Here is a 26,833-nt window from a genome sequence, read left to right as displayed (position 1 = left end):
CTTTGGTTTATATCGATTTCGTTTTTTTGAGCACATAGAGAAAATAAGGCGCGCTTATCGAGGCGACCACGACGCCGGCCGGGATCGCGATCGGTTGGAACAAGGACCGCCCGATCGTATCGGCTGCCGCCAACACGGCCATGCCGACGAGTCCCGAGACGGGCAGCAAATGCCGATGCATCGGTCCGACAAGCCGGCGTGCGAGCTGCGGCGCGATAAGGCCGATAAATCCGATTCCGCCGGCCATGGAGACGCTGGCGCAGGATAACGCGACGGCCACGCCGAGCAGAACCAGCCGATTACGGTGCAGCGATGTGCCGATGCCGATCGCGATCTCGTCGCCGAACGCGAACGCGTCAAGCGATTTCGATCGGGTGATCGTAAACGGAACAAGCACGGCAATCCAGGGCACGAGCGCTGCCACATGAATCCAGTCCCGTCCCCAGATAGTACCAGCCAGCCATCTCGCGGCGAAGGCGTACGTATCCTCGTCCAGACGCAGCGAGAAGAACAACGTCAATGCGCTGAAACCGGCTGACACGGCGATGCCGATCAGCAGCAGCTGCATAGGCAGCACGCCTTTGTTGCGTTCGTATGCGAGCAAGACGACGATTCCCGCCGCAAGCAGCCCGCCCCCGAACGTAAAGAGCGGAATGAAGAGGGACGGCAATCCCTCCAAGGACGGAAAGAAGCTCATAAAGGCGATCAGGCCGAAAGCCGCTCCCGCATTCAGCCCGATCACGCCCGGATCGGCCAGCGAGTTGCGTGACAACCCTTGCAAGATTGCGCCCGCTACCCCAAGGCCAAGTCCGGCAAGCATCGCAACGAGCATGCGCGGCATTCGGTACTCGAACAGCACGAGCCGTTCATCCGCGTTGCCAAGTCCCACAAGCGTTCGAGCAACCGCATAGGGAGAGAGGCGGAACGAACCCGTATTCAAGCTGATCATCATAATCCCCACGATAAGAAGGGCAATAACCGCGGCGACGACTGCTGCCCGCTTGCTCCGAGACATTGCATGAAGCTGCATGTTACGTCCCCCTCCTTTGACTGCGCGCCAAATAGAGGAAGAACGGCACACCGACAAGGGCGACCATAACTCCGATCGCCAGCTCCTTCGGCGGATCAATGGTTCTTGCGGCCAGATCGGCAATCACAAGCAGCACGGCTCCGAGCAGAGCGCTAATCGGGATAATGAACCGGTAGTCTGTTCCGACGAGCTTACGAGCGATGTGCGGGATGACGAGGCCGATGAACCCGATCGGTCCAACAGCGGATACCGCGGTTCCGGCCAGCAGCAAGGCAGCAGCCATAGCTAACAGCCGGATCCGCTTCGTCTTCACGCCGAGGTTCGCCGCTACTTCGTCGCCCAAGGCCATAAGCGAAACCGGCCGGCCAAGCGCGAGTGCCCAGATAATGGTCACAAGAATCACCGGGGCCAGCAGCTTGATCTGGAACCATTTGACGCCGGCAACGCCGCCTGCATACCAATACGCCAAATCTTGACTCAGGTCAAAGTAAATCGCGATGCCCGTCGTCAGCGAATGAAGCAGTGCCGCGACGACGGCCCCTGCCACCGTCAGCCGCATTGGCGTAAGCATCCCGGGGCCGTTCGAGGCTAGCAGGAAAATGACAATCGTGCTGAGTACAGCCCCCGAGAAGGCGAGCACGATTAATGCCGAATAAGGCAAGTTCGGATAGAAGGCAAAGCTGACCGCGACGATCAACATAGCTCCGGCATTAACGCCCAGTATCCCCGGATCGGCAAGCGGGTTGCGAGTGACGCCTTGCATGAGCGCGCCGGCAACGGCGAAAGCCGCGCCGACCAATGCGGCGGCGAGGACGCGGGGCAGCCTCAGTCCGTGAATGATCTGATGCGTGGTCAAGGAAGCGTCATATCGGAAGACTGCTGTCCATACGGTCCCAAGCGTTAGCTCCTTCGCGCCGAACGAGACGGCCAGGAACATGGCCAGTATCAGAACGAAGGCCGATACGGCGGCGAGGATTCCGAATAATAGCACGCTCTTACCGGTGTGGACGAGCTTGGATTCGCCGGCTGGTTGTCGTTCCGGGTTCGTTTTCATGGATAAGTCCTTCTCATCCTTTCCAATCGATAAGGAGTAATCCATTGATAATCATTATCAATAGAAGCAATTATAAAGGCCCGTTTCACGGGCCGTCCATGACATATTTTAAGGTCGTAAGCCATGCATTTTCTTTAGATTAGCGGATCGTAACGCTTCCCGGCAAGCATCTGCACAGCCTCTCCAAGCTGATGAAGAATCGCATTCGGCGCATAAATCATCCAATTCGCCCAATCGATCTGCCGAACCCGGTTCGCGCGCACGGCCGGATGCTTGAGCCAAGCTTCATGGCCGACTGCCGCAACCATGAACGTCTTCGCATCCTCTTCCGAAGCGGCGGCGAGGAGCAGATAATCCGACTCATAATTGCCAAGTTCATCGAGCGAAGCCGGAAGCCACGTCAGACCCGTCCCTGGTTCGTGCCGGTCCAGCTCCGACTGCAGGGCCGCCGGTGCGGGAAGCTGTAACGCCCGGTAGAAGACATGTCCGATATTGCGGGCCGCATAGATGCGTTGCGCTCCAGGCATGATCCGCAAAACGGTAACCGACGCGCTGCCGATCGCCGCTTGTACGATGCCGCGAGCCTGATCCGCCTTGGCCTCATACTGACTTATCCAGTCCCGGGCTGCCTTTTCTCGGCCGAGCAATTCGGCAATGGCCTTCATATGCCCGAACAAGTCCAGCTCTTTCCAAGGAACCGCGATGATCGGGGCGACGTCGCCGATATGCTCCTGCGCCTTGTGCAATACGTTGGCTTTGCACAGAACAAGATCCGGCTTAACCGAAAGAAAGGCTTGCCTTCCGATCTCCCAAGTTTCATAGGCGTGGAACGGCAGTTTCAGCGATTTGGCCACCGGAGGCAGCAGCGGATGAATCTGTGCAGCGCACGGGGTCACCCCAAGCGCGAATAGATGATCCGTATAAGGGAATGACAGCGAAATGACGTTCGGCACCTTCCGCTTCAAATAATGCGTAGGGGCGACGCCGCTGTTCTCCTTGAATCTGCGGCTAAAATAAAACTCGTCCTGGTAGCCTACTTGGCTGGCAACCTCGCGTACCGAAGGGCCTGACACGAGCAACAGCTCTTTTGCTTTATTCATGCGCAGCTGCGTGAGAAACTCGATCGGGCTTTTGTTCATCCGCTGCTTGAACAGCTGCGAGTAGTAGGACGGGTGCATACCGGCCAGCTCGGCGAGCTTCTCCAGTTTAATATCCGTCTGATACGATTCCTGCATGAATCGGATCGTCAGCTCGATCGGCTGTCCGATCGCCGCAGGCAGCTCCGGCGATCGTTCGCTATTCAACACCTCAGCGAGCAGCTCCATAAGCACATGCTGCTGCAAGAAATGGCCGCCCGCCGTATATGCGCTTTCGAAACGGAGAATTAGCCGCTGCAGCACGCTCAGATCCGCCCCCAGCAAGCCGTGTACGGGAAATGACCGTTCGAGCTCGAAGATTTTGCGTTCCGCCGAATGACTGCTCTCGCGATAGAGATCAAAGGATAGTCGATAGAGTTTAATCGTTCTCCCCGGACTCGCGGCGACCTCCACCCTCATGCCCGGCAACAGCAGCCATGCCGACTTGCCCGACAGCAAGAATGGCTTGTCCTCGATAATGAGCTCGCCTTTCGCCTTCGTGATGAGAAGCAGCGTATGCGACGACATCGTATCCCCTTCCAGTATCCGTTCTGACTCCGCGGCAATCGTCTTGAACGACTGGATCTGCGGTAAGATTCCCTCCAAGAAAGGAGCCGCTCCGCCATCTATGTGTTTCATTGTTTTTGCCTCCACCCGATGAGAACTATTCTCAATATATTATAGCAGCTGCCAGTGTAAAAGAAAGCTATCCATCCTTTCCTCTATTACTAGACACTTTGCCAAGCGGCAAGCTACGTTCATGCTCATCATACGATGCTCTTCCGGGATCGGTACGACTACAGTGAAGCTGCTAGCAACCGGCGTTCCTTGAGAGGGACAGGTTTATTCATAAGCCCGTCGGTTTATCCTTATGGCATATGCATTTGCACCCGTTACGATCTACGGATAGGAGATACGCTCATGGAACTGACCAAGGACCCCATCATCGAGAAGGCGCTCGCGAGTCCCAGCTTAAGACAGACGCTTCTCAATAAAGGAACGATGTTCCTGTACTGCGATTATGCCGGATTCGCTTCCCGCAACGTTTATGGGGCGGCTTGTTGCGTTGTCTATAATCGAACGGTTAGCGTAACGGCCACGCCGCTGCCGCTCAAGCAGGATCAAGGCTCGATCTACGGCGAAATGTCGGCCGTCGATCTTAGTCTACGAACACTTGCGGCCGCTCTATCGAAGCATCAACCGAAAATCGCCGTTATCTACACCGATTGCAGCCGTATCGCGCGACTATTAACGCAAGACCGTTTTGCGCATCCGCATGACGAACAAGCAAGAGACCAGCTATTGGCCTCTTTAGCCGAGCTACATCGCCTGTTCCCTCATCTGGACGTTCAGATCAAATATATGAGCAAGCATAAGAGAAATAATAGCTTCCATAGACTCGCCCACAATGCAGCCAGAGAAGCTGCCTTGATATCCCTAGCATAGAACAATGCGGGACATGGTTTTTCCTTTGCCTTCATCCATGCCCGCTTCTCTATGCCTACTTGTCCATGCCCTCTTGCCCTTACTTCTCCATCCCTGCTCCTCATTCCTAAATGCTTACTATACTTCTCCCTCTTCCCGATCCCTCCGTAATTGTCCTGATGTGTCTTTTTAATTGTGTTAGAAAACATAACGTTTATCTCGCAAAATGAGGCTGTATTTGGATTTTCCATCCAAAAACGGCCTTTATCTTTAGATCATAAATCCAATGACATTCCACAACAAATGGTTTATCTTTTAAATACTATCACGAAATGTTATTAAAACTAACAAGATGGTGGTTGCTATTAAGCAGAGAGGGGTTGGAAGAATGGGGGATAGAGCCATACAAACGGCCGACATGCCCAAGGAATGGAGGACCCGCAAGGTTCGCACCCGTGCCTTGAACAAACGGCTATCCTATGTGAGGCGGCATTGGATGCTGCTGGCCATGGTCGTGCCGGGCATGCTATATTTGTTCATCAACAATTATTTGCCCATGTTCGGGATCGTCATCGCGTTCAAGGATATTAATTTCGCCAAAGGCATCTGGCAGAGCGACTGGATTGGCTTCGATAATTTCGCCTACTTGTTCCAGACGCAGGATGCCTGGGTCATTACGAGAAACACGATTCTCTACAACGGCGCATTCATTATCCTCGGCACGGTCATAGCCATCTTCGTCGCTATCTTGTTGAACGAAGTAAAGAACCGGTTTTTCTCCCGGCTGTATCAGAGCATTATTCTGCTGCCTTATCTCATCTCGATGGTCATCGTCGCTTACCTGGTGCTGGCCCTGCTCAATGAAGAGAACGGCTATATGAACCGTTACGTGCTCCCTCTCCTCGGCCTCGATCCGGTGTCGTGGTACTCGGATGCAGGCAAATGGCCTTACATTCTGACGCTCGTGCATCTATGGAAGACGGTCGGCTACTCCTGCATCGTCTATCTGGCTGCCATTGTCGGGATCAATCAGGAATATTATGAATCGGCCATGCTGGACGGAGCGTCCAAATGGCGGCAAATTCGCAGCATTACCATCCCTCTCATCACGCCCACCATCACGATTATGACTCTCCTTGCCATTGGCCGTATTTTCAGCTCCGACTTCGGTTTGTTCTATCAGGTCCCGCTTAATTCCGGCGCGCTGCAGCCGACCACGGATGTCATCGACACCTATGTCTATCGCGGCCTCATGACATTCGGCGATTTCGGCATGTCCTCCGCCGCCGGGTTGTATCAGTCGGTCGTCGGTTTTGCGCTAGTCTTGTTCACCAATGCGTTGGTACGACGCAAAAATCGCGATCTGGCTTTGTTCTGAGGAAAGGAGCCCGCCATCATGAAATCAAACCCGGTGTACGTCTTTGCCGTTCATGCAGCATTCGTAGCGATGAGCATCGCGGCACTGTTCCCTTTCCTGCTGCTCGTGGCCGCGTCATTCACGGACGAGCAAGCGATCATCGAGCACGGATATGCCCTCATTCCGGAGCGTTTCAGTCTCGACGCCTATGCCTACCTGTTCAGTAATTCGGTCATGATTATGCGATCCTACGGCATTACGGCGTTCATCACAGTGGTCGGAACCACGCTGGGCCTTCTCATTACAACCTTAATCGCCTACCCGTTGTCCAGAAACATCCTGCCCTTCCGATCGTTCATCTCGTTCTTCGTCTTCTTCACGCTGCTGTTCCAGGGCGGTCTCGTTCCCTTCTATCTCGTCTACACCGACCTGCTGCATATGAAAGACACGATTTGGGCGCTGCTGCTGCCTAATCTGCTGACGAACGGCTTCTTCATTCTGCTCATGCGCAGCTTCTTCTCGCTCTCGATTCCGGGCGAAGTCGTGGAGTCGGCCTATGTGGACGGCGCCAACGAACTGACGATCTACTACAGAATCGTCATGCCGCTTGCGCTCCCCGGCCTGGCTACGATCGGACTGATGCTGCTGATCTCGTACTGGAACGACTGGTATAACGGCCTCATCTTCATCAATGACGGCACGCTGTTCAGCATTCAGAATCTGTTGAACCGGATGCTGGCCGACGTTCAGTATTTGCAACAGAACAATCTGTCCGGCCAGGCAGCCGCCGCAACGTCGGTGCCGATCAGCACGGTGCGCATGGCGATTGCCGTCATCGGCGTACTGCCTCTGATCGCCGCGTATCCGTTCTTCCAGAAATACTTCGTCAAAGGACTAACGATCGGCGCGGTCAAAGGCTAGGCAGCCTTAAGTTCAACCTTCGGTTTTAAGCATTTTTGCAAATATAGATAGGGAGGCATATGAAATGGGAATGAAATGGACAACACCAGCCAAGAGTGCCACGATCCTGTTAGCCGCAGCCATTGGGCTGGCTGCTTGCGGGAACGCCGAGGGAGAGCCGAAGTCAAACGGTGGGGGCAACCAATCCGCGCCAAATAAGACGTACGAGGTGGTGATGACGTATCCGGCTTTCGGAGACGTGACCGACGTGCAAGCCGTGCAAGACGCCATCAGCGCCATAACGGCAGAGAAAGTCGGAGCTACGGTGAAGCTGGTCCCGGTTAACGGCTCCAATTACGCCAACCAGCTGAACCTCATGCTATCCGGAAGCGAAAAATTGGATCTGGCCTACACTAGCGTCTGGTTCGGATTCGAATCGCAGGTCAGCCGCGGACAGCTGCTCCCCATGGATGAACCGCTTGCGGCATCCGGCAAGGGAATCTTGGAGACCGTTCCTGAGGCTACTGCGGAAGCCGGCAAGATCAAAGGCGAGACGTATGGCATCCCGAGCATGAAAGCATGGGCGCTGTCCCCTAGCCTAGTCATGCGCAAAGATCTGCTCGACAAACACGGGATCGATACGACCGGGCTGAAGACATGGTCCGATGCCGACTCCGTCCTGCAGGTAATCAAGGACAAGGAACCCGGCGTAGCCCCGATGGTCAGCTATACGGCGCAGGAAACTCCGGGCACCGCGATGCTGTATTTCGACCCGCTCGGTACGGCTCCCGGCGTCCTCGAATTCGAGGGTACGGATTATGCGGTAGAAGAAATCACGGCAACGGACGCATTCGCCAATATGGCCGCGCTGATGAAGCAGTGGTTTGACAAAGGCTATTTCAACAAAGACATCGCCACGACCCAGGAGACCGGCTCCAGCCTGATCAAGGCCGGCAAGGCGTTCTCGTTCATCCGCAACATTAACGACTGCTACACGGAATCGGTCGCAGCCGGCGCCGAGCTGGTATGCGTTCCGCTCGAATCGTCCTATATGACGCGCAACAGCGTCGCCTCCAATATGATGTCGCTTGCCCGCAATAGCGAGAATCCGGAGAAGGCCATTCAAGTGCTCGATCTTCTCTACACGGACGAAGCGGTCATCAATCTCTTCACGAACGGCATCGAAGGCAAGCATTACGTTAAGTCGACTGACGGTTTGATCGCCAAGCCGGAGGGCGTGGAACGTACGGGTTACGATTCGAACCAGTACGCCGTCGGCAACAATTTCTTGTCGTATGTGTGGACGGGGAACGCCCCGGATATCTGGAAGCAGCTGCAAGCGCTGAACGAAAGCGCGGTGAAATCAAGGGCAATGGGCTTCAGCTTCGACATCAACCCGGTGAAAGCGCAGATCGCGTCCGTTACGAACGTGCAGAACCAATATGATGCCGGGTTCCAGACCGGAATCTCCGATCCTGCTGAACTGGCAGTTTATAGGGAGAAGCTGAAGCAGGCCGGAATCGAGAAGATCGTTGCCGAGAAGCAAAAACAGCTGGACGAATGGCTGGATACCAAATAGAAAAAGGTGGTTAGACCAATGCGTTATCCCATTATTGACGTGCATCATCATATTATTTCGACGGCCATGCAGGCCAAACAGCGCGAGCTTGGCATCGAGATCCCAAGCTTCTTCCCGAAGTGGTCACCAGAGCGCGGCATGGAGAAGATGGACATCGCCGACATCTCGTTCTCCTTCCTCTCCGCGCCTTCCGATCTCACATTCATTGACCAACCGTCAGCGAATGCCTTAGCGCGCCAAATGAATGAAGAACTTGCCTCGTATGTCCAGCTGTACCCTCAGCGTTACGGCGCCTTTGCGACCTTGCCGATGCCGGATGCCGCCGCATCACTGGAGGAAACGATCTATGCGCTGGATACGTTGAAGCTCGACGGGGTCGCGCTGCTGACGAGTTATCAGGGCAAGTATCTGACCGATCCGGATTATGCGGAGCTGCTGGCGGAGCTCGACAAACGTAGCGCAGTCGTCTTCCTGCATCCGATTCTGATCAAAGAGAAGATCGCTGGGCTAAATCCGGCGCTGCTGGAAGGCACCTTCGATACGACGCGGGCCGTCACGACGATGGCCGTCCATCGCATCTTCGACCGGTACCCTTCGATCCGGTTCATCCTTCCGCATACCGGCGGGATGATACCGTATATCAAGTGGCGGATCGCGCTTGCGGTGATCGGGCAGGACTCCATCCAAGCGGAGGCGACAACCGAGCTGTTCGAGGAAGAAATGGCGAAGCTGGACAATCTCTATTACGACTCCACCCTTAATCTGGGCACGATTCAGAAATTAGTTGAGCCGAGCCGGATCTTGTTCGGCGCGGACATACCGTGGCCTGCCGACAGCATTCTGAGGATGCAGCGGGAATCCGTATTCGCCGAAGCGGTTCGTCTCGACGAAGCCAATGTCCGAGCGATCGCGTACGAGAATGCCTTCCGTCTGTTCCCCCGTCTGGCGACGTTGTTCCAGTCTCAGCTCATCTAATCTAGGCAACTACATTCGTCAAGGAGTGATTGACCGATGCCGATGTTTCCCGTCATTGACACCCATACCCACATCCTCTCGCCGCCCGTGAAGGACCGAATGAAGCAATTGAACGTTGCGCCGCCGCCCGTGTTCGCCAATTGGACGCCGGAGCAGCATGTCGAACATATGGAATTATCCGGCATCGCGATTGGCGTGTTGTCCTCTCCGGGCACACCCGAATTCGTCCCGCCAGTCGAAGCGATCTCGCTTGTGCGGGCGATGAACGAGTACTTTGCCGAGCTGATCCAATCGTATCCAACCAAGTTCGGCGCATTCGCCACCTTGCCGATGCTTAGCGAAGATGCGGCAGTGAACGAAGCCGTCTATGCGCTGGATACGCTAGGTCTGGATGGCGTTGCCTTCCAATCCAGCAACCAAGGCAAATACTTAAGCGATCCGATCTATCACGAATTACTGTCCGAGCTGGATCGGCGCAGCGCAACGGTCCTCATCCATCCGATCCTCATTCCGGAACGTCCTGCTGGTCTGTCGCCCGCACTGCTGGAAGGTACCTTCGATACGACGAGGAACGTAACGTCGATGGCCGTTCACCGCATCTTCGACCGGTTCCCGAATATCAACTTCATTATCCCGCACACCGGGGGCATGGTGCCGTATATTAAGTGGCGTATCGCCATTACGGTCTTGGCCGAGGACGTCAATCAGTTCCTGCGGGTCGAGTCTTCCAAAGAGGAGATAGCAGCCCAGATGGCCAAGCTCGACCGATTATACTTCGACACGGCGGTCAACCTCGGCCCGCTGCCCAAGCTCATATCGCCTACCCAGACGTTATTCGGGACCGACCTTCCCTTCCCGTCGCAGAACATTATCAACCAACAGGTTGACGCCTTATTCAACGATTATGCGGAGCTTGGGGAAGAGAGCGTCAAGGCGGTTGCCTACGGCAACGCGTTAAAGCTGTTCCCGCGGCTGCAGCAGGTGCTGGTCGCCCGATAGCATATGCAGTAAGAGCATGACGAGCAAGGTCTCCCGTTTGGGGTGCCTTGCTCGTTGTCTTTTTCACAATGCTCCCGCTTCGCTATGTCAGGTAAAATGCCACAAAAATTCCATAAGCCCCCTTTATAATCATCCAAGAGCAGTTCACATAACCGCTAAGGAGTGATTGGGGTTGCCAACGCGACAAGAAGAGACCATGAGAAAAGGAAACGGCGTCCGCTATCCGAGATGGATCGCCGCTGGTATGGTACTGGCACTTGCCGGAGGTTCGATTGGATACGCGGCGAATACGTCGCCCGGCGCGAATAAACCGAGCGTCGCTCCGGCGCTCGTAACCTTCCAACTGCAAGAAGCTACGATCGCGCAGATGCAAGAGGCGATGAAGTCCGGCGCACTGTCGAGCGTCGAGCTGACCGCGATGTACTTGAACCGGGTGTACGCGTATGACGCCAACGGCATCAAGCTCAACTCGATTCCGGTGCTGAACCCTGACGCCCTGGCAGAAGCCGCCAAGGCTGACGAACTAAGGGCCAAAGGCATTCTGAGCGGCCCGCTGCAAGGCATTCCGTATACGGTCAAAGACAGCTACAAGGTCAAAGGACTGACGGTCGCTTCCGGATCGCCGGCGTTCAAGAATTTGACGGCCAAGGACGACGCCTACACGGTCGAGAAGATTCGCGAATCCGGCGGCGTGCTGATCGGCAAGACCAATATGCCTCCGATGGCAGCGGGCGGCATGCAGCGAGGCGTGTACGGTCGCGCGGAGAGTCCGTACAACAAGGATTATTTGGCAGCGGCTTGGTTCTCCGGTTCCTCGAACGGTTCTGGCGTCTCGACGGCAGCCAACTTCGCGGCTTTCGGCATGGGAGAAGAAACGGTATCCTCCGGCCGTTCGCCTGCGTCCAACAACGGCCTGATTGCCTATACGCCTTCCCGCGGGCTGATCTCGATTCGCGGCAATTGGCCGCTCTTCCCGGTCCGCGATGTCGTGGTGCCGCATACGAGAACCGTCGAGGACATGCTTCGCCTGCTGGATGTCATCGTGGTCGAGGACAAGATTACGGAAGGCGATTTCTGGCGGGATCAGACAGCCGTCAAGCTGCCGTCCGTCGACAGCGTCCGTCCGGCCTCCTATTCGGAGCTCAAGGATACGCAGTCGTTGAAAGGCAAACGGATCGGCGTTCCGAAACTTTACATCGGCAAAGACTACGGCGGCACGGAACCGATCAAGATCCGGACGTCTATCCTGGCGCTGTGGGAAGAAGCCGCGAAGGATCTGATCGCGCTCGGCGCCGAAGTCGTAGAAGTGGACTTCCCGCTTCAGGCCAATACCGATCAAGATCGCGTCACCTCCCAGACGCCGGAAGAACGCGGACTCATGCCCGAGAACTGGATTGAGAAGGAATTCGGCATGCTGAATCCTTTCGCTGCCGAACAATTCCTCAAGAGCGTCGGCGATTCGAACTTCCCGTCCTGGGCGAACGTCGATCCGGCAGCCGTCTTCCCGAATCCGCTGGGATCGGTCGACGAGAAGCGCGGACGCGATCTTGGCCGTTACGACGCCTTGATCGATACCGTCAAGAAAGGCGTAACCCCATATGACCAAATTCCGCAGTTCGACGAAGCGCTGCAAGGCCTTGAGAAGGTCCGCAAGGTCGATTTTGAAGACTGGATGAAACAAGAAGGCCTTGATTTCATTGCCTTCCCGGCCAACTCCAATATCGGCAAGGCCGATGCCGACGTGAACGAAGCTTCCTACGATGAAGCGTGGGAGAATGGCAACTACTTCTCGAATACGAACTACCTGCTGCGGCAATATGGCATTCCGAGCGTATCGGTGAGCATGGGCGCGATGAAGGATACCGGCATGCCCGTTAACTTGACTATGGCCGGTGCTGCCTACTCGGACAACGATCTGCTGAGGTATGCCTACGCCTACGAACAAGCGACCAAGAATCGTCCGATCGCGACGCGTACGCCGCCGCTTGCCGATGAAGTAATCACCTATAACCTGCAGACGACGATCGCGCCTTCCAAGCGCAAGGAGAAGGATGTCCCGAAACTGACGATCAGCGCCGCGATGAAGGACGATAAGCTCGAGTTAAACGGGTCGGTTAGCGATCAGAGCGGCGTTGCCCAACTGCGCGTGTACGTGAACGGCATTCGCGTGCATGCGCAGAGCACCTCGGCGAATTGGACCTCCAGCCTATCGACCGCGAAGTACCGATCGAACGGCGCTTTCCGAGCGGATAACCTCCAAGTGCTCGTGCTGGCCAAAGACATCCATGGCAATACGTCGGCAGAGATGACTACGGTCGATTTGACGCCCTAACTGAAGTCGGCCAGTCGCCAATGGCAGACGCAATATAGGGACCTGGCAAACCGCCAGGTCCCTTCTCTACCGCTATAGCTGTAGCTGTTCCCCGTATCGCTCCAACGTGAACCAGAACACGACGCCATTCTCCGTATTATAGACGCCGCAGGTCTGCCCGTGATCCCGGACAATCTGCATCACGATGGCGAGCCCCAGCCCCGAACCGGTGACGTTCCGACTTCTGCTTGCCGCCGCTTGATAGAATCGGTCCCACACCCGTTGGATATGCTCGTCCGGTATTCGAGCACCCTGATTCGCCACGTTAACGCGTACCCCTTGAGGCGTATGCTCATCGACTTGGATGGCAATCTCGCTTCCCGGATCGGCATGGCGAATCGCATTGCTCAACAAGTTCAGCATGACGCGTTCCATGAGCGCCGGATCGGCGACGACCGAGATGTCAGGCTTGGCATGGATTGTGCACCGGTGCTGTTTCCCCGTTAGCTGTGCATTCATCAGCCTGCAAGTTCGCTCCAGCAGATCTGTTAGCGCGATCGGCTCGGGCTGGAACAGGGTCATCTGCGAATCGTGGCGCATGAGCAGCAGCATGTTCAGGATCAGGGTCTCCATCCGCTCGCATTCATCGATAATCGTATCCGTGTAAACATCCCGCCGTTCCTCGGCTACCCCGTCCCGCAACCCTTCCGCGTAGCTGCGAATAATCGATAACGGCGTCTTTAGCTCATGGGAGATATCGGAAATGAAAGCCCGTTGGATCCGCTCGAGCTCTTCCTTGCGTTCGATATCCGATACCAGTCGGCTGTTCATCTCTCGCAGCCGGGTAAGGGCGGCATCGAGTTTGACGGCTAGACTGGATAGATTCCGGGACAGAAGGCCGAACTCATCCTGCCGTTTCAGCGGTTGGACCGCGGTGAAGTCCATTCCCTCCAGCCGGATGGCCATATCGTTGATGGTCAGGAGCGGCTTTGCCACGACGCGCGAGTAGAACACCGACAGCAGGAGAATGAGGAGAATCCCTCCGATACCGAAGTAAAGGTAATAGATTTTCAAGGAAGCATAAGTTGTCTGAAGTTCCGCCACGGAGGACACGACCATGACGATGCTCGACAAGGTGCGGCCTTCCATAATCGGATGCAGCAGAATCAGATTCTCGGCATTGCTCCATGGCTCCACCCATTCCTTCGTGACCCTATTCCCGGCTTCCAGCGTTTGCAGCTCGGCGTCGGCGAGCGGGAAATTGCCGGTGACCGCGAAGTTCAAGATGCCTTCCCGAATATTCCACTGGTCGGCCCGAGGCAGGACGAAGTGAACGATCCGGCCGGTGAGCACCTGCATGCTCGTCAGCGAGTGCTCCGTCTTTCTCGAGATGACCGCTCCATCGTTCTTCTTGATTTGCGTGGAGTAGAAAATCTCCTTGTTCCCTTCATACTGGAACAATCCGGTGACGGAGATCGTATCTCCGGTCTTCAGTCCGGCGGTCATGAGCTGATCGTGGTGGCGATAGACGTACAACGGAATCGTAATCCGGGTCCCGTCGGCCAAAGCGATGACGATCTTGAAGGGATTGTCGAAGAGATAGTTTCCGTCGCGGTCGACAACCACGAGCTGCGCCTTGTTCTCGTTCAGGAATGCCGAGATTGCATCGACCATCTCGGTATCCCCTTTTTTCATCTGATACTGCGCTGCGAATTCGCGCGTATTCTCCTTGAGCGCCTTGAATTGCTGATGTTTATAGAAATCTTCGAAGAACAGCAGCTGTCCGACCGACATGAGCAAGAACAAGACGATGAACACGGAGGAAGTGAGCAGGAATAGTTTGACGACGACGCTCTTGACCTTCATGCCCTGGCCTCGAATTTGTAGCCGTATCGCGGTATGGTCTGAATCAGCTCCGCCTCACCGCCGATCTTGGCCCGCAGCCGTTTGATCTGGGTATCGACCACCCGAATATCGCCGTCGAATTGATAGCCCCAGATTTGATTCAAGATCTGCTCGCGGCTCAGCACGATCCCCCGGTTCTTCACGAGGTACAACAAAATATCGAATTCCTTCGGGCCGAGCGTAACCATCCTCCCGTTCACTTTCACTTCGTGCGCCAGGCGGTTGATCGACAGCTGCGTGCCATGGATGACGGACTCTCCCGCAGCGATCACGCCTTCCATCCGGTCCATCAGATTATTGGCCTTGGCCACCAGCACCTTGGGGCTGAACGGCTTGCCGATGTAATCGTCCGATCCGATCTCATAGCCCCGCAGCTTGTCTTCGTCCTCCGCCTTGCAGGTCAGTACGATAATCGGCACGGCCGACTCCCGGCGAATGGTCCTGCACAGCTCCCATCCGTCCATGACCGGCATCAGAATATCGGTCACGACCAGGTCGATCGCATGCTCCTCCAGCCGTTCTATCGCTTCCCGCCCGTTATCCGCTTCGACAACCTGCCACATGGCCTGCTTGAAATAATCCGCGATAACTTGCCGTAATCTAGCTTCGTCTTCAACGACCAATAAAGTTCGATGCCTCATCCCCGTTGCCCCCGTTAGCTAACCGTTTGCTCCATGCTGCATTCCCGGTCTAGCGACCGTGAACGCAAACAAAAGAGCTCGTGATCGCTCCATGCTGCATTCCCGGTCTCACGACCGTGAACGCAAACCAAAGAGCCAATTTATGTAACATTCTATTACATCGATCGCGAAATAGACAAGATGTAATTCATTTTCGATGGTTTTTATCGAAAATGCGTCAAATTACATGACACAAAAATTCCACAACGCTTTTTTATACTAAGACCTATCACGACAAGTGGTACATCATAATCTGGAGGGTCTACGATGAAAAAGATAACTAAAACCATGCTGGCAGCGACGCTGCTCACCACCTTATGCATCCCGAACGGGCTTCAAGCGCAAGGCACGTTGGCCGATTACAAGCCGATGGCCATATCGGAGCGCTCCGATTACGGGTACACCTACCCCGCCGAATGGGAAAAACAAAAATCGGTGTGGCTCGCCTGGTCCGGCATGAAGGAGCCGAATAAGGTATCGATCCAGATTATCGCGGCGCTGCATAAGAATGTTCGCGTCGATCTTGTCGTCAAGGACGAGGCAGCCAAACAAGAAGCGCTGTCCTGGATGAAAGCATACAGCGTCGATGCATCCAAGGTGCAATTCCATATCTATGAAGGGGCGAATATTTTCATCCGCGATCCGGGGCCGCTCTTCTTGAAGACGACCGACGGTAAACCGCTGATCGCGGATTTCAACTGGAACAACTACGGGGTCGATACGACGAGAGCCGCCTACTCGCTGTCCCGCGGCGGCGTCGACAAGGTGATGGCGAAGAAACTGGGCATGAAGACGATCTCTTCCGGTTATGTGGCCGAAGGCGGGGGCTTGGAGGTCAACGGGGAAGGCGTACTGCTCACATTCAAGGATACCGCCTTGCAGCGTAATCCGGGCAAGACGCTGGCGCAGATCGAAGCGGAATATTTGCGGATGTACGGACAGAAGAAGATTGTTTGGCTGGAACGCAGCCCCCTCCAAGACCGTCGTTCGCCGGACAACAAGCCGCTGATCGACAACTACTTCGGCGGCGGGGCCAATGGCCATATCGATGAAGTCGCCCGCTTCATTAACCCGAACACGGTCCTGGTCGCCTCCTATCCGAAGTCGTCGCTGAACGGGCATCCGCTCGGCAAGGCCGATTACAGCGTCTATGAGGAAGCGGCCGAGACGCTGCGCAACGCGACGGACGCGAACGGCAAACCGTTCACCGTCATCCAGGTCGAGAACCCCGATCTGGCGTTGTTCTGGGAGAAAAGCACGGTTCCGGGCAACGATGACTACTATGAGCAATTCGGGATTAAAGCCGGCGAGACCGTCTACCAGGTTCCGGCCGTGAGCTACATGAACTTCCTGATCTCCAATCAGGTCGTGCTGATTCCGAAGTATTGGCGCGAAGGGCTGCCTCAGCACGTGAAGAACCTCGACGATCAATTCAAGAAACTGATGCAGAACAATTTCCCGGGTTACAAAATCGTGCAAATCGACCCGCTTGCCGTCAACTTCTGGGGCGGCGGCATCCATTGCATTACGCAGCAAATGCCGGCGTACTAATAGGCAACGCATACTTGGATTCAGCCGTATGACCAAGGCCAAGCTCCTCCGATGCGCCAAGCCGATAACACGAACAAACCGATCTCCGGTCTATGTACCGGGATCGGTTTGTTCTCATGTCTATATCGCGATTACGCATGCCAGATGCGAGGCATCGGCATCGATTCCTTGCCAAGCTCGGCCCATGCATATTTCAGCAGCAGCTCGGACTTCAAACTTGCGGATTCGGGATCGTCCCACAGATTGCGCAGCTCGCCGGGATCCTCTTGTAGGTCGAATAGCTCGCCGTACGTTTGGCGGTAGTAGACCGTCAGTTTATAGCGGGCGTCAACATACGTCTTCTGGTGGATCGTCGTCGGTTCATGGCGGAATTCGCACAGCGCATGGTCGCGCGCCGACGAACGCTGACCCCGCCACACCTCGCTCTGATCGACGCCGGTCATGGCCGCCGGAGCTTGAATTCCGCAGAGCGACAAGAAGGTCGGAGCCAGATCGACGAGCGACTGAATCGCCGGACTAGTCACGCCTGCCGGCACCTTCCCGGGATAACGCACGAGGAAAGGCAGACGGATCAGATCCTCGTAATGAAAGCCGCCTTTGTACTGGAGCCCGTGCTGTCCGAAGAAATGCCCGTGGTCGGTCGTAAAGACGACGATCGTGTTATCCGCGAGTCCCAGCTCATCCAGCTTGTCGAGGATCTTCCCGATATATTTGTCCATCAGGCTGATCATACCGTAGTAGGTAGCGACAAGCTGCTTGCCTTCTTCCTCGGGCACGAGATGGGATTGATACCCGTGAATGCCGTGTCCGGTCTCCCGGAGGTAGTCAAAGTTCGGATTCTGCTCCTGCGTCAAGCCGAAATGCGGCGGATTGCGGTCATGCTCTCCCTCCGTAAGCGTCGGGATCGTGAGCGAGTTCGGATCATACATTTTATCCCACGGCTCGGGAACCAGGTAATCCGGATGCGGGTCGAAGAAGCTCGACCACAAGAAGAACGGCTGCTGCTGCTCCTTGTACTGCTCGAGCAATGCATTGGTGCGTTCCGCGATCCAGTTGTCGTAATGATACATTTCGGGAATCGCCCAAGTATGCGCAATGGAAGGATCCATCGTGCCCGTCGGAGCCAGGAAGTAATCGCGCCAATTCGCGCAGCCCTTCTCTTCCATCCAGAGGGCGTAATGCTGTCCGACGTGCGCTTCGTTCGTATGGTTGCGCGCGAGCTCCACATGATTGAACCCGTAGAAGGGCCCGTTATTGGTGCGCCAGTAGTCCAGATCCTGCAGAATCGGGTACGATTCCAGCGAAGGATATTCGTCCGTTCCTTTTAGCGGCTGAAAATGGGCTTTGCCGATCAGCGCCGTCTGATAGCCGCTCGCCTGGAGGTCCTCTCCAATCGTATGCCGGTCTTCCAGCAGCTTCGTGCCTAGCGTCCATGCGCCGTGCTGGCTCGGATACATGCCCGTGATGATCGATGATCGGCTAGGCGTGCAGACGGGGCTCGGGCAATAAGCCCGGCTGAATGTCGTCCCTTCCCCGACCAGACGGTCCAGATTAGGCGTCCGGATCTCCGGGTTGAAGGCGCCGATCGTATTCCAATGCTGCTGATCGCTTGTAATCAATAATATATTGGGTCTATCCATAGCTGAACCTCCCTGAAGTCTCCATACGCGAATGGTCGTACTTATCCCAAATGATTGGGTCTAATTTTGGTTAAAGGGATTCTCAGCTATTGGATCCGTGCTTCGCCTTCCATTCGAGCGCATACACCGACGCTGGCCTAAGTGGGTAACCTTGCTCCCACGCCTCTGCCCGAACCACTCGCTCTTTGCTGACGATCCGTTCCGGCTCGAAGACGGAATTGATGTCATCGATCGAATTCCCCGTAATCTCGTGCAGAATCGTCTCGTCAGGCAGATCGAAGCCCGATAAGCTCAGCTTGGCGGTTACCTCCTGCAAGCTGCGGTTCACGATGAATACCGTAACTATACTCCCGTCCTCATTCGTGCAAGCCGTGATATCCAGATCCGGAAGGGCTTCCAACTCGAATGGCGCAGGCTTCACGGAAGCGACCGAGAAGGTGCCGCACACGGCGTCGACGGGGAGAATCCGCCGGATGTCCCGGCTCGCGTATAACTTCAAGACTTCATACGTAGGCGTACCGTAGACCGTAAGCGGATAACCGCTCCATCCGGGAGCTCGGCCGCAATATTGATCGGCATAATGGTCGCCTACCCGAATACACCCGCCGAGCCAGCCGTTCACGAGATCGGAGAAGCTGCCGATCTGCACGATATCGCTGTTGCGCAGCATCTCGTTCAAGTTAGCGGCGTTGGCGACCGCGGCGCCTAGCGTGTGCTCTTCCGGCAGCCCTTTGCGGATCGTGTTCGGATAATACATCGTATTGTATTCCGTAATCGCCAATTTCACATGGCGGTGCTTGTCGTTCGAACGGATCTGTTCCACCGTCCGCTGAATATCATGGCGCGTCCATTCGGAGTACGCGGCGATAGCCTTATAGCGCTCCTCCGCGTCCGTATCCCGGTTCATGCCGAACCTTCCGTAGCCGTGGTACAGATGCAAGGTCAAATAATCGATCTGCTCGCCGGCAATGTCCAGCACCGCCTTGTTCCACTCTTGGTCGGTATGCCCGCAAGCCAACAGAAGGATAGAAGGATCAGCCGCCCTCATCGCCTCGGCAAAAGAGACATAACGGTGCGCGAACTGATCGGCCGGACAGGTACCTACCTGCCATGGGCCCCACACTTCGTTGCCGATCTCCCAATACCGGACGTTATACGGTTCCGGATGGCCGTTCGCCGCCCGCCATGCTCCCATCGGCGTATCGGTGCTGCCGTTGCAATACTCGACCCATTGCGCCGCTTCCTCCGGCGTTCCGGATCCGTCATTCACGCAGATGAGCGGTTCCACATCGAGCTCCCGGCAGAATCGGATATATTCGTCCGTGCCGAAATATTTGCACGCCCATCCTCCCCACGCCTCGTTGAACATGATTGGACGCTCCATGACCGGACCGACGCCATGCTCCCAGTGATAGGCGCTGATGTAGTTGCCGCCGAGCCTCATCATGCCTGCGTTCAGCGCTCGGGTCATCTCGACGACCTCGCACTTTACCAGGCCGATCGCATCTTGCGGCAGTAAGGAGACGTGGTCGAGCCAGAGCATGCCGGTCGAAACGTGATCGATCCATCTCGGGTGATCGGCCGGCACATAGAGCCGAATCTCGGCGTCGGAGCATGCGCGGTCGACCGACAGCGTTGCTTCATATTCCTTCCAGTTATGGCCGGATAGCTCGACGCGGACCAGCCCGAGCCGTTCTTCCGTGCGCCGGTCGACCGCTTCGACCAGCAGGTACTTAAGTTCGATGGAAGCCCGAGCCACCAGCCTGACCGCATACGTCATCGGTCCTTTCAGCGCGGCCCGCTGCGCAAGTCCCGCATAGGCTTCGTCGTCGCTGCGCAGCCGAATGCGCTGGGCCCGGCCCGAATGGCGCGTCGCCGGCGACTCGAGCGCATAGTCGGTGTTGCGCCCGTTCGTGTAGGCGCTCCAGCTGCCCGATACTGCCGTTCCCGCTGCGGACTCGCTCTCGAAATCCATATCTTTCAAGGGATAGGCGAGCATCGCTTCCATATGATCCCGAATATCCTCCACGAAATGCCCGAACAAATAAGGGTTGATTACATGCTCGCTTCTGTCGCGGCAGTTGATGGTAATGCTAGCGTTCGATGTCAATGAAACCCTTCCTTCCGTTTTAGCCTTTGATTGATCCGATCATCACGCCTTTGACGAAATGCCGCTGCACGAACGGATACATGATCCATACCGGCAGGCTGGAGACGATGATAACCGCGTATTTGATGCTCTCGGCCAGAAGGATTTTATCCTCTAGCCCGACATTGCCGTCCACCGCATCCGATTGGCTGATCATTAAGATTTCGCGCAGCACGAGTTGCAGCGGATAACGCGCTTCGTCCCGGATGTAGATGAGGGCGCTGAAGAATGAATTCCAATGGCCCACCGCGTAGAATAGGACCATTACCGCCAGAATTGGCTTCGATAGCGGCAGGATAATGTTAAGCAGCAGCCGCAGGTTCGAGCATCCGTCTATGCGGGCGGCCTCTTGCAGCTCCCAGGGGATGCTGGATTGGAAGTACGTCCGCATAACGATCAGATTGTAGGTCGAGATCGCGCCAGGTACGATGAGCGCCCACATCGTATCCACCATCCCTAAGTCCTTCACGAGCAAATAAGTCGGAATCAATCCCCCGCTGAAGAACAGCGTGAGCGTAATGAAGATCATGATGACGTTGCGTCCGGGGAGATCCGGTCTTGACAGCGGATAGGCCGCCAAGATCGTCATGACCATGTTAATGGCCGTGCCCACGACCGCGTAGATAATCGTATTGCGGTAACCGATCCATATTTTGTCGTTATGGAGAATGCTCGTATAGGCTTCCAAGGTAACGCCTTTAGGCAGCAGCCACACTTCCCCGCTCAGCACCTTCGCCGGATCGCTTATCGAAGCGCTGACCACGAACAGCAGCGGATACAGCACGATCGCGATAATTAACGCCGCAACCGCGTACACGGCCGCATTGAACAGCCGTTCGTCCTTTCCGCCGTCTATTCCTGCTCGTCTGAACATGTGCGCACCTCCTTTACCATAAGCTCGTCTCCGACGTCTTGCGCGCAATGCGGTTCACTAGCAGCAAGAGCGCGAGATTAATGATTGAGTTGAACAAGCCGATCGCGGCCGTATAGCTGTACTCCCCTTTGAGAATGCCTGTCGTATATACGAAGGTGGAGATCACGTCGCTCGACTCGAGATTTAGATTATTTTGCATGAGCAGCACCTTCTCGAACCCGATATTCATGAAGTGGCCGATATCGAGGATGAGCAGGATGACGATGACCGGGACGATACCGGGCAGCGAGACGTGCCAGATCCGCCGGAGCCGGGAAGCCCCGTCCATCTTCGCCGCTTCGTACAGCTGCGGGTTGACGCCGCTCAGCGCAGCGATATAGATGATTGACTGCCAGCCCATGTTCTGCCAGATGTTGGACCCGATAAAGATCGTCTTGAACCATCCGGCCTCTTCCAGAAACCGGATGGGTTCGCCGCCGAAAGCCTCGATCAAGCCGTTGATGGGACCGCCTTTGGGCGAAAGGAACAACTTCAGCATGCCGACGATGACGACGATCGATATAAAGTGCGGCAGATACGTAATGTTCTGCAGCCATTTGCCGAAGGCTTTGCTCGGAATTTCGTTAATGATCAGGGCCAGAAGAATCGGGATCGGGAATGCGATCAGCAGCGAGAACAGATTGATGGACATCGTGTTCCATAGGAGCCTGCCGAAGTAATACGAATTGAAGAATCGCTCGAAATGCTCGAATCCCGCCCAACTGCTGCCTACGATCCCCTTCGCCGGATTGAAATTTTTGAATGCGATCTGCAGTCCGTACAACGGGCCGTAGTGAAAAATCAAATACCAGACGACCGGCAGAAGGAGCATGAGATATAAATCGTAACGTTTGGCCATTTGCTTCAGCAGCCGGATGCCGGGTCTTGAGCTATTGCGCTCCGCGATTCGTGTAGGATTGGCCTGCGCCGTCTTCATGAGCTTGCTCCTTCCCTCGTCCATCGGAATATTAGTATGACGCCATCAATTCTTATTTCTCCATCGCGTCGTAAGCGGTTTGATAGATCTGCTGCAAATCTTCCAATCCCATCTTCTTCAGCGTTGCCTGGAATTCATCCCACTTCTCGAAGCCGATGGCTCCGGCAATGAATTTGGTGCTTTGCTCTTCGTAATACTTATCGATATCGTTGCGCAGCACGTCGACCTTCCGCGCGGTCTCTTCGTCGAACATCGGAGCGGCGTAACGAATCTCCGGCATATACGGATCCAGCTTCTTCTGCGCTTCCTGAACCTGCGGCGGGTTAATGAAGGATGCGACCTTATCGCTGATCAGGTGAGGCGCTCCGCCTCCGGCATACGGCGTAATCTTGGCTTGATTGCCCGATTGCAGGAATTGTTCCGTATAGTAAGGAATGCCGTCCTTCAGCTCGTAATGCTCGCCTTCTCTTCCGAAGCGGAGCAAGGTCGAGCCTTCCTCGCCGTAGAAATAGTCCACCCAACGCAGCGCGGCCTCCGGATGTTCATTGACCGAGGCGATGGCGAAGGATCCGAAATCCCGCGGCACCGGCGCGCCTTGGCTTTGCAGACGATCGCCGTGCGGGCCTTCAAGCGGCGCGATCCCCGTATATTGGTCGGCGATCGGGAGGAACGGATTGTTCGTCTGATCGAAGAAGAAACCCGTATTGCCGGACCCTTGCTTGGCGAGGTACTCGGCTTCTTTTTGCGAGAAAACCTCAGGATCGAGCAGCTTCTCGCTATAGAGCTTGTTCAGATACTGCAGCAGCTCCTTGTTGCGGTCGTTGCCCATCCAGATCTCGACCTTGCCGTCCGCCAGATTGATATTGTAGCCGAGCTGATTATCCAAGCCGAACGATCCGCTCATCATGTTGACCACCGGCAGACCCAGACCCGGGCCGCTGCTCGCGCGGGCGGTCATCGGAATTTCATCCGGCTTGCCGTTGCCGTTCGGATCCTTATCCCGGAAGGCGACCAGCACGTTATACAGATCCTCGGTCGTCTGCGGCTCCTGCAGATTCAGCTTCTTCAGCCACGCTTGATTGATCCACTTCTTATCGGTCCGCGCAGCGCCTAGGGTAACGATCGTAGGAAGCGCATAGATATGGCCTTCCGGCGTCGTGATGGCCGAGCGGATCTCCGGATATGCATCCATCAGCTGCTTGAAATTCGGCGCATATTCGCCGATCAGGTTCTCCAGCGGCAGCAACTGGCCGGCCGTGCCGTAACGAATCGTCTCCAGTGGCGTCAGGCCGGCGCGGAAGAGAACATCCGGCAGTTCATTGGAGGCGAACAGCAGATTCTTCTTCTCCTGGAAGCCGTCCGTCGGCACCTCGGTGAATTCGGCCTTGATGTTGCTCAATTTCTCATAATCTTGGAAGACCGGCATATCCTTGAATGGGCCATTCACCGGCGCGATCCGGGCGAACATCGTGAAGGAGATCGGCTCTTGCACGATCGGGAAACCGCTTGTGCTGACCGTTGCCTTGGCATTCTCTCCTTCTGACGCAGCCTCATTATTCGCGGCGGCGTTAGTCCCTTCGTCCGCATTGCTGCATCCTGCAATCGCCAGACTGATGGCCATCATCGTGCTAATTGTCAATTTCCCCCGTTTATGACGCATGATTCTTGCAGCCTCCTCGAATTCATAGTTTTCTAATTAATATAGTAGGTTTTACAGCTATATTTAGCATAATGTAACAAGACCCAATTAGAAATAACATTTCGTTGTCATTCGTTTAGCATTTTGTTAGCGGAGAGCAAGCGGTTCCGATAGCTGGAAGGCGACATGCCATGATAGGTGCCGAACGCCCTCGAGAAGGTATACAGGTCCGTGTATCCGAGCGACAGCGAGATTTCCGTGACGGATAACGTCCGGTTCTGCAGCATTTCTCCTGCTCGATCCATCCTTAGCTTGATTAAGTATTCTCTCGGGCTCATCCCCATGCGATGCTTGAATTTGCTAGAGAAGTGAGAGCGGTGCATGCCGGTGAACCGCGCAATATCCTCGACGGTAATCCCTTCCGCGTAATGCGTGGCCATATGCTGCAGGCAGGCATCGAGCCAGTCCTTCTCTTCCGACACGGCTTCCATCGGGCGCGCCAACAATTCGAACACTCGGTACAGCATCATTTGCAACTGCAGATCCCCATCCTTCTGCCAATTCCCCATCACGTTCATGCAGCTCTTGAGCAGCTGGGACAGCTCGGCGGTCAGCTTGTTGCGCAAATACGGTTGCTGCTCCGTAAGGCCAAGCCTTCTGACGAGCAGTTCCGCCTGCGGCCCCGTGAAAGCGAGCCAGTGCAAGCGTAATGGCGATTCCGAATCATAGTCGTTCACCCAGTAGCTATGCTTCACGTCGGGATAAAGACAGAACATGCTATCCTTCGTCAGCGTAACGGTCTCGCCCGCTGTAGCCAACGTGACGGCGCCGCTAAGCACAAAATGAAAGGAGAAACATTCGATCACTCTCGGCCCTACGCTGTAATTGGGCTTGCCCACGTTATGTCCCGTTCGCAGCGGCCAGAGCCCGCCCAGTTTCTCCAGCTCATTCGGCGTATAGAAGATGATGTCCGCATATTCATGGCCGTAATCCTTCATATCGTTCACCCCATGACAAAGAGACATAGCAGAATAGAACTGCTATGTCTCTAGTTTTCTAGTCGACACTCAGAAGTAGGAAGAGTTAGCTTTGTTGTACTTATTCTAGTACACAGATCGCCGGTGTTCCATAGTTTTCTTCGCCGGCGCTTGGTCGCCGTTTTCGTCCGCACCGATAACAAAAACAAGGCACCCATAACCAACGGTTATGGGTGAGAGAAAGATTTATCCAATTCTTGCTGGTTATTAAGCGATCCCGTGCTCTTCCTCGCGTTCTTCGATTCCGGCACGCTCATATTCCGCCAGCACCGCCGCTTCGATCTTCAAGCGGGTGGATTGCGATATGGGATGCGCAATATCCCGGAATTGGCCATCCGTCATTTTCTTGCTCGGCATCGCGATGAAGAATCCTTGGTCGCCTTCGATGACGCGGAGCTCGTGCACCACGAATTCACCATCGATCGTGATTGAAGCGATCGCTCTCATTCGTCCTTCGCCGTTGACCCGGCGCAGCCTGACATCCGTGATTTGCATAACATTATACCAACCTTTCCTATTGGATTTAATTTATATATCTTACCATGAATCTATCGAAATTCCTCTACTTAATGAAAAAAATTCTAAGCCGCATTCAAACAGCCCGAAGCGTCAGTCATCGTCGCACTGAGTAGAACGCAAGAAAGACATCCGAGTCCGTCATTCTTGACGGAAGCAGATGTCTTTCTTGGCTCGTTGTCCTGATCGCCCTGCACGAACAGCACCGGAATGGAGAGCTTGCCGAATTGATGGCTGATACGATATTAGTCGGCGTGATTGTTCAGTTCGTCCAGAATCGCCTGCTCCTTCAGCGATAGCTGACGGTCCGGGTGCTGGAGCGGCCGGTTGGGCTCTCCGCCGCCGTTCCATACCGCTACCCCTCACCTCGGGACTCCAATGTGTAGAGGATCGCCGCCCCGCCCACGCGGCTGTGGCCGAGAATCGGAAGCCGAAGCCTTAATCCGTCCTTCTCATGAAGAGAGCAGCAGGCCGATGGCCTGCTGCTCTTGCTGTCCAACAACCCGCTCACGTTCCTCGCCGATGACTACAGCCTATATACGGATGCGCATTCTTCTGCTGTCGGTTCATAGAAACAGTGCAGCTTGAAGCGCCCTACGTGCGGCTGGTTATACCATTCCTGAGGACATGGCAGCGGGTTCTCGGCCGTTCCCGGACGGAAATACCACAGGGAGTATTTGCCCGGCCAATACCGTTCCCCATTTACGACCCGCTGTGCAAGCCGGCGTTCTCTATCTCTAGCCCCTTGGTAATACATCCCATGCTGCAGCGCTTCGAACGCATGCGGCTGGTTGATCATTTCCGGAATGGAGCGAAGTCCCTTGAAATCGGAACAGTTGGCTCGTATGCGGTTAATCCCGACATTCCCGACAAGAAGCATGCCCTTCTCGCCTTCGCCTACAGCTTCGGCTCGCAGCAACCTTGCCAGCATATCGATATCCCCGCTCCTAGCTTTTACGACTGCCATAGGTTCACCTCTACATATTCGTCTAGCATCATCATATTGTAGGCCGGGCGCATGTGTTACGAAAATAAAGCTGCCCCTTCATTGAAGGGACAGCTCCTTAGCTCATTGGTATGCGTTCACAATCGCGAGATTA

Annotated in this window: 21 protein-coding genes; 8 read left to right on the top strand and 13 right to left on the bottom strand. The window is 55.4% G+C overall.

All coding sequences use genetic code 11. The features are described 5' to 3' along the window. Nucleotides 1–7 precede the first annotated feature (7 nt). The 3 genes from FHS18_RS16745 to FHS18_RS16735 all read right to left on the bottom strand — a co-directional run bounded on the left by FHS18_RS16745 (nt 8) and on the right by FHS18_RS16735 (nt 3,859). A complete protein-coding gene (locus tag FHS18_RS16745) occupies nt 8–1,015 on the bottom strand; it encodes a FecCD family ABC transporter permease (RefSeq protein WP_183601427.1) in 1,008 nt (335 codons plus the stop codon). Between the two features lie 16 nt (nt 1,016–1,031). Then, the gene (locus FHS18_RS16740) at nt 1,032–1,967 is read right to left on the bottom strand and encodes a FecCD family ABC transporter permease (RefSeq protein ID WP_246427726.1); all 936 of its coding nucleotides are present in this window, start codon (nt 1,965–1,967) and stop codon (nt 1,032–1,034) included. A gap of 251 nt (nt 1,968–2,218) precedes the next feature. After that, on the bottom strand, nt 2,219–3,859 hold the full coding sequence (locus tag FHS18_RS16735) for a helix-turn-helix domain-containing protein (RefSeq protein WP_183601240.1): 1,641 nt from the start codon (nt 3,857–3,859) through the stop codon (nt 2,219–2,221). Nucleotides 3,860–4,141: 282 nt separating this feature from the next. On the opposite strand from FHS18_RS16735, the gene FHS18_RS16730 reads away from it, so the two are divergent. The 7 genes from FHS18_RS16730 to FHS18_RS16700 all read left to right on the top strand — a co-directional run bounded on the left by FHS18_RS16730 (nt 4,142) and on the right by FHS18_RS16700 (nt 12,787). Beyond that, entirely contained in the window at nt 4,142–4,666 is a 525-nt protein-coding gene (locus tag FHS18_RS16730) for a hypothetical protein (RefSeq protein ID WP_183601239.1), read from the top strand. Nucleotides 4,667–5,153: 487 nt separating this feature from the next. Further along, complete coding sequence (locus FHS18_RS16725; protein WP_183601426.1) at nt 5,154–6,023, top strand: ABC transporter permease; 870 nt, start codon at nt 5,154–5,156, stop codon at nt 6,021–6,023. A gap of 18 nt (nt 6,024–6,041) precedes the next feature. Then, nucleotides 6,042–6,923 (top strand): carbohydrate ABC transporter permease, encoded by an 882-nt coding sequence (locus FHS18_RS16720; protein WP_183601238.1) that lies wholly within the window; start codon nt 6,042–6,044, stop codon nt 6,921–6,923. 64 nt (nt 6,924–6,987) lie between these two features. Then, complete coding sequence (locus FHS18_RS16715) at nt 6,988–8,481, top strand: ABC transporter substrate-binding protein (RefSeq protein WP_183601237.1); 1,494 nt, start codon at nt 6,988–6,990, stop codon at nt 8,479–8,481. Between the two features lie 18 nt (nt 8,482–8,499). Continuing rightward, nucleotides 8,500–9,456 (top strand): amidohydrolase family protein, encoded by a 957-nt coding sequence (locus FHS18_RS16710; RefSeq protein ID WP_183601236.1) that lies wholly within the window; start codon nt 8,500–8,502, stop codon nt 9,454–9,456. Nucleotides 9,457–9,492: 36 nt separating this feature from the next. Further along, a complete protein-coding gene (locus FHS18_RS16705; protein WP_183601235.1) occupies nt 9,493–10,455 on the top strand; it encodes an amidohydrolase family protein in 963 nt (320 codons plus the stop codon). Between the two features lie 172 nt (nt 10,456–10,627). Then, the gene (locus FHS18_RS16700; protein ID WP_246427709.1) at nt 10,628–12,787 is read left to right on the top strand and encodes an amidase; all 2,160 of its coding nucleotides are present in this window, start codon (nt 10,628–10,630) and stop codon (nt 12,785–12,787) included. A gap of 72 nt (nt 12,788–12,859) precedes the next feature. Here the strand turns inward: FHS18_RS16700 and FHS18_RS16695 are convergent, their stop codons facing one another. Beyond that, a complete protein-coding gene (locus FHS18_RS16695) occupies nt 12,860–14,632 on the bottom strand; it encodes a sensor histidine kinase (protein WP_183601234.1) in 1,773 nt (590 codons plus the stop codon). Then, entirely contained in the window at nt 14,629–15,312 is a 684-nt protein-coding gene (locus FHS18_RS16690; protein WP_183601233.1) for a response regulator transcription factor, read from the bottom strand. The genes FHS18_RS16695 and FHS18_RS16690 overlap by 4 nt, the downstream gene beginning before the upstream one ends. 306 nt (nt 15,313–15,618) lie before the next feature. On the opposite strand from FHS18_RS16690, the gene FHS18_RS16685 reads away from it, so the two are divergent. After that, nucleotides 15,619–16,902, top strand: a complete 1,284-nt coding sequence (locus FHS18_RS16685; RefSeq protein WP_183601232.1) for an agmatine deiminase family protein — start codon at nt 15,619–15,621, stop codon at nt 16,900–16,902. A gap of 131 nt (nt 16,903–17,033) precedes the next feature. On the opposite strand, the gene FHS18_RS16680 is transcribed toward FHS18_RS16685, so the two are convergent. From FHS18_RS16680 to FHS18_RS16645, 8 genes are all read right to left on the bottom strand, one after another. Further along, nucleotides 17,034–18,542, bottom strand: a complete 1,509-nt coding sequence (locus FHS18_RS16680; RefSeq protein WP_183601231.1) for a sulfatase family protein — start codon at nt 18,540–18,542, stop codon at nt 17,034–17,036. 82 nt (nt 18,543–18,624) lie between these two features. After that, on the bottom strand, nt 18,625–20,652 hold the full coding sequence (locus FHS18_RS16675; protein ID WP_183601230.1) for an alpha-L-arabinofuranosidase C-terminal domain-containing protein: 2,028 nt from the start codon (nt 20,650–20,652) through the stop codon (nt 18,625–18,627). Between the two features lie 19 nt (nt 20,653–20,671). After that, complete coding sequence (locus FHS18_RS16670) at nt 20,672–21,565, bottom strand: carbohydrate ABC transporter permease (protein WP_183601229.1); 894 nt, start codon at nt 21,563–21,565, stop codon at nt 20,672–20,674. Nucleotides 21,566–21,578: 13 nt separating this feature from the next. Beyond that, the gene (locus FHS18_RS16665; RefSeq protein ID WP_183601228.1) at nt 21,579–22,541 is read right to left on the bottom strand and encodes an ABC transporter permease; all 963 of its coding nucleotides are present in this window, start codon (nt 22,539–22,541) and stop codon (nt 21,579–21,581) included. 52 nt (nt 22,542–22,593) lie between these two features. Then, nucleotides 22,594–24,201 carry an extracellular solute-binding protein gene (locus tag FHS18_RS16660; RefSeq protein ID WP_183601227.1) on the bottom strand — a complete coding sequence of 536 codons (1,608 nt, stop codon included), beginning with the start codon at nt 24,199–24,201 and terminating at the stop codon, nt 22,594–22,596. Nucleotides 24,202–24,308: 107 nt separating this feature from the next. Next, nucleotides 24,309–25,178 (bottom strand): AraC family transcriptional regulator, encoded by an 870-nt coding sequence (locus FHS18_RS16655; protein ID WP_183601226.1) that lies wholly within the window; start codon nt 25,176–25,178, stop codon nt 24,309–24,311. A gap of 246 nt (nt 25,179–25,424) precedes the next feature. Continuing rightward, nucleotides 25,425–25,712 (bottom strand): septation regulator SpoVG, encoded by a 288-nt coding sequence (gene spoVG / locus FHS18_RS16650; protein ID WP_183601225.1) that lies wholly within the window; start codon nt 25,710–25,712, stop codon nt 25,425–25,427. Between the two features lie 547 nt (nt 25,713–26,259). Then, the gene (locus tag FHS18_RS16645; RefSeq protein ID WP_183601224.1) at nt 26,260–26,700 is read right to left on the bottom strand and encodes a cell wall hydrolase; all 441 of its coding nucleotides are present in this window, start codon (nt 26,698–26,700) and stop codon (nt 26,260–26,262) included. Nucleotides 26,701–26,833 lie beyond the last annotated feature (133 nt).

This window comes from Paenibacillus phyllosphaerae (assembly GCF_014192105.1).
Taxonomy (GTDB): Bacteria; Bacillota; Bacilli; order Paenibacillales; family Paenibacillaceae; genus Paenibacillus_Z; species Paenibacillus_Z phyllosphaerae.
The sequence above is the reverse complement of the archived record's forward strand: the minus strand, read 5'-3'. Positions and strand labels throughout refer to the sequence as shown.

What these genes read in the sequence shown, in the direction of transcription:
- FHS18_RS16680 (WP_183601231.1), bottom strand. Translation starts at nt 18,542, where the DNA reads ATGGATAGACCCAATATATTATTGATTACAAGCGATCAGCAGCATTGG.
- spoVG (WP_183601225.1), bottom strand. Translation starts at nt 25,712, where the DNA reads ATGCAAATCACGGATGTCAGGCTGCGCCGGGTCAACGGCGAAGGACGA.
- FHS18_RS16715 (WP_183601237.1), top strand. Translation starts at nt 6,988, where the DNA reads ATGGGAATGAAATGGACAACACCAGCCAAGAGTGCCACGATCCTGTTA.
- FHS18_RS16670 (WP_183601229.1), bottom strand. Translation starts at nt 21,565, where the DNA reads ATGTTCAGACGAGCAGGAATAGACGGCGGAAAGGACGAACGGCTGTTC.
- FHS18_RS16710 (WP_183601236.1), top strand. Translation starts at nt 8,500, where the DNA reads ATGCGTTATCCCATTATTGACGTGCATCATCATATTATTTCGACGGCC.
- FHS18_RS16645 (WP_183601224.1), bottom strand. Translation starts at nt 26,700, where the DNA reads ATGGCAGTCGTAAAAGCTAGGAGCGGGGATATCGATATGCTGGCAAGG.
- FHS18_RS16705 (WP_183601235.1), top strand. Translation starts at nt 9,493, where the DNA reads ATGCCGATGTTTCCCGTCATTGACACCCATACCCACATCCTCTCGCCG.
- FHS18_RS16665 (WP_183601228.1), bottom strand. Translation starts at nt 22,541, where the DNA reads ATGAAGACGGCGCAGGCCAATCCTACACGAATCGCGGAGCGCAATAGC.
- FHS18_RS16735 (WP_183601240.1), bottom strand. Translation starts at nt 3,859, where the DNA reads ATGAAACACATAGATGGCGGAGCGGCTCCTTTCTTGGAGGGAATCTTA.
- FHS18_RS16745 (WP_183601427.1), bottom strand. Translation starts at nt 1,015, where the DNA reads ATGTCTCGGAGCAAGCGGGCAGCAGTCGTCGCCGCGGTTATTGCCCTT.
- FHS18_RS16720 (WP_183601238.1), top strand. Translation starts at nt 6,042, where the DNA reads ATGAAATCAAACCCGGTGTACGTCTTTGCCGTTCATGCAGCATTCGTA.
- FHS18_RS16695 (WP_183601234.1), bottom strand. Translation starts at nt 14,632, where the DNA reads ATGAAGGTCAAGAGCGTCGTCGTCAAACTATTCCTGCTCACTTCCTCC.
- FHS18_RS16690 (WP_183601233.1), bottom strand. Translation starts at nt 15,312, where the DNA reads ATGAGGCATCGAACTTTATTGGTCGTTGAAGACGAAGCTAGATTACGG.
- FHS18_RS16740 (WP_246427726.1), bottom strand. Translation starts at nt 1,967, where the DNA reads ATGTTCCTGGCCGTCTCGTTCGGCGCGAAGGAGCTAACGCTTGGGACC.
- FHS18_RS16730 (WP_183601239.1), top strand. Translation starts at nt 4,142, where the DNA reads ATGGAACTGACCAAGGACCCCATCATCGAGAAGGCGCTCGCGAGTCCC.
- FHS18_RS16655 (WP_183601226.1), bottom strand. Translation starts at nt 25,178, where the DNA reads ATGAAGGATTACGGCCATGAATATGCGGACATCATCTTCTATACGCCG.
- FHS18_RS16660 (WP_183601227.1), bottom strand. Translation starts at nt 24,201, where the DNA reads ATGCGTCATAAACGGGGGAAATTGACAATTAGCACGATGATGGCCATC.
- FHS18_RS16725 (WP_183601426.1), top strand. Translation starts at nt 5,154, where the DNA reads ATGGTCGTGCCGGGCATGCTATATTTGTTCATCAACAATTATTTGCCC.
- FHS18_RS16685 (WP_183601232.1), top strand. Translation starts at nt 15,619, where the DNA reads ATGAAAAAGATAACTAAAACCATGCTGGCAGCGACGCTGCTCACCACC.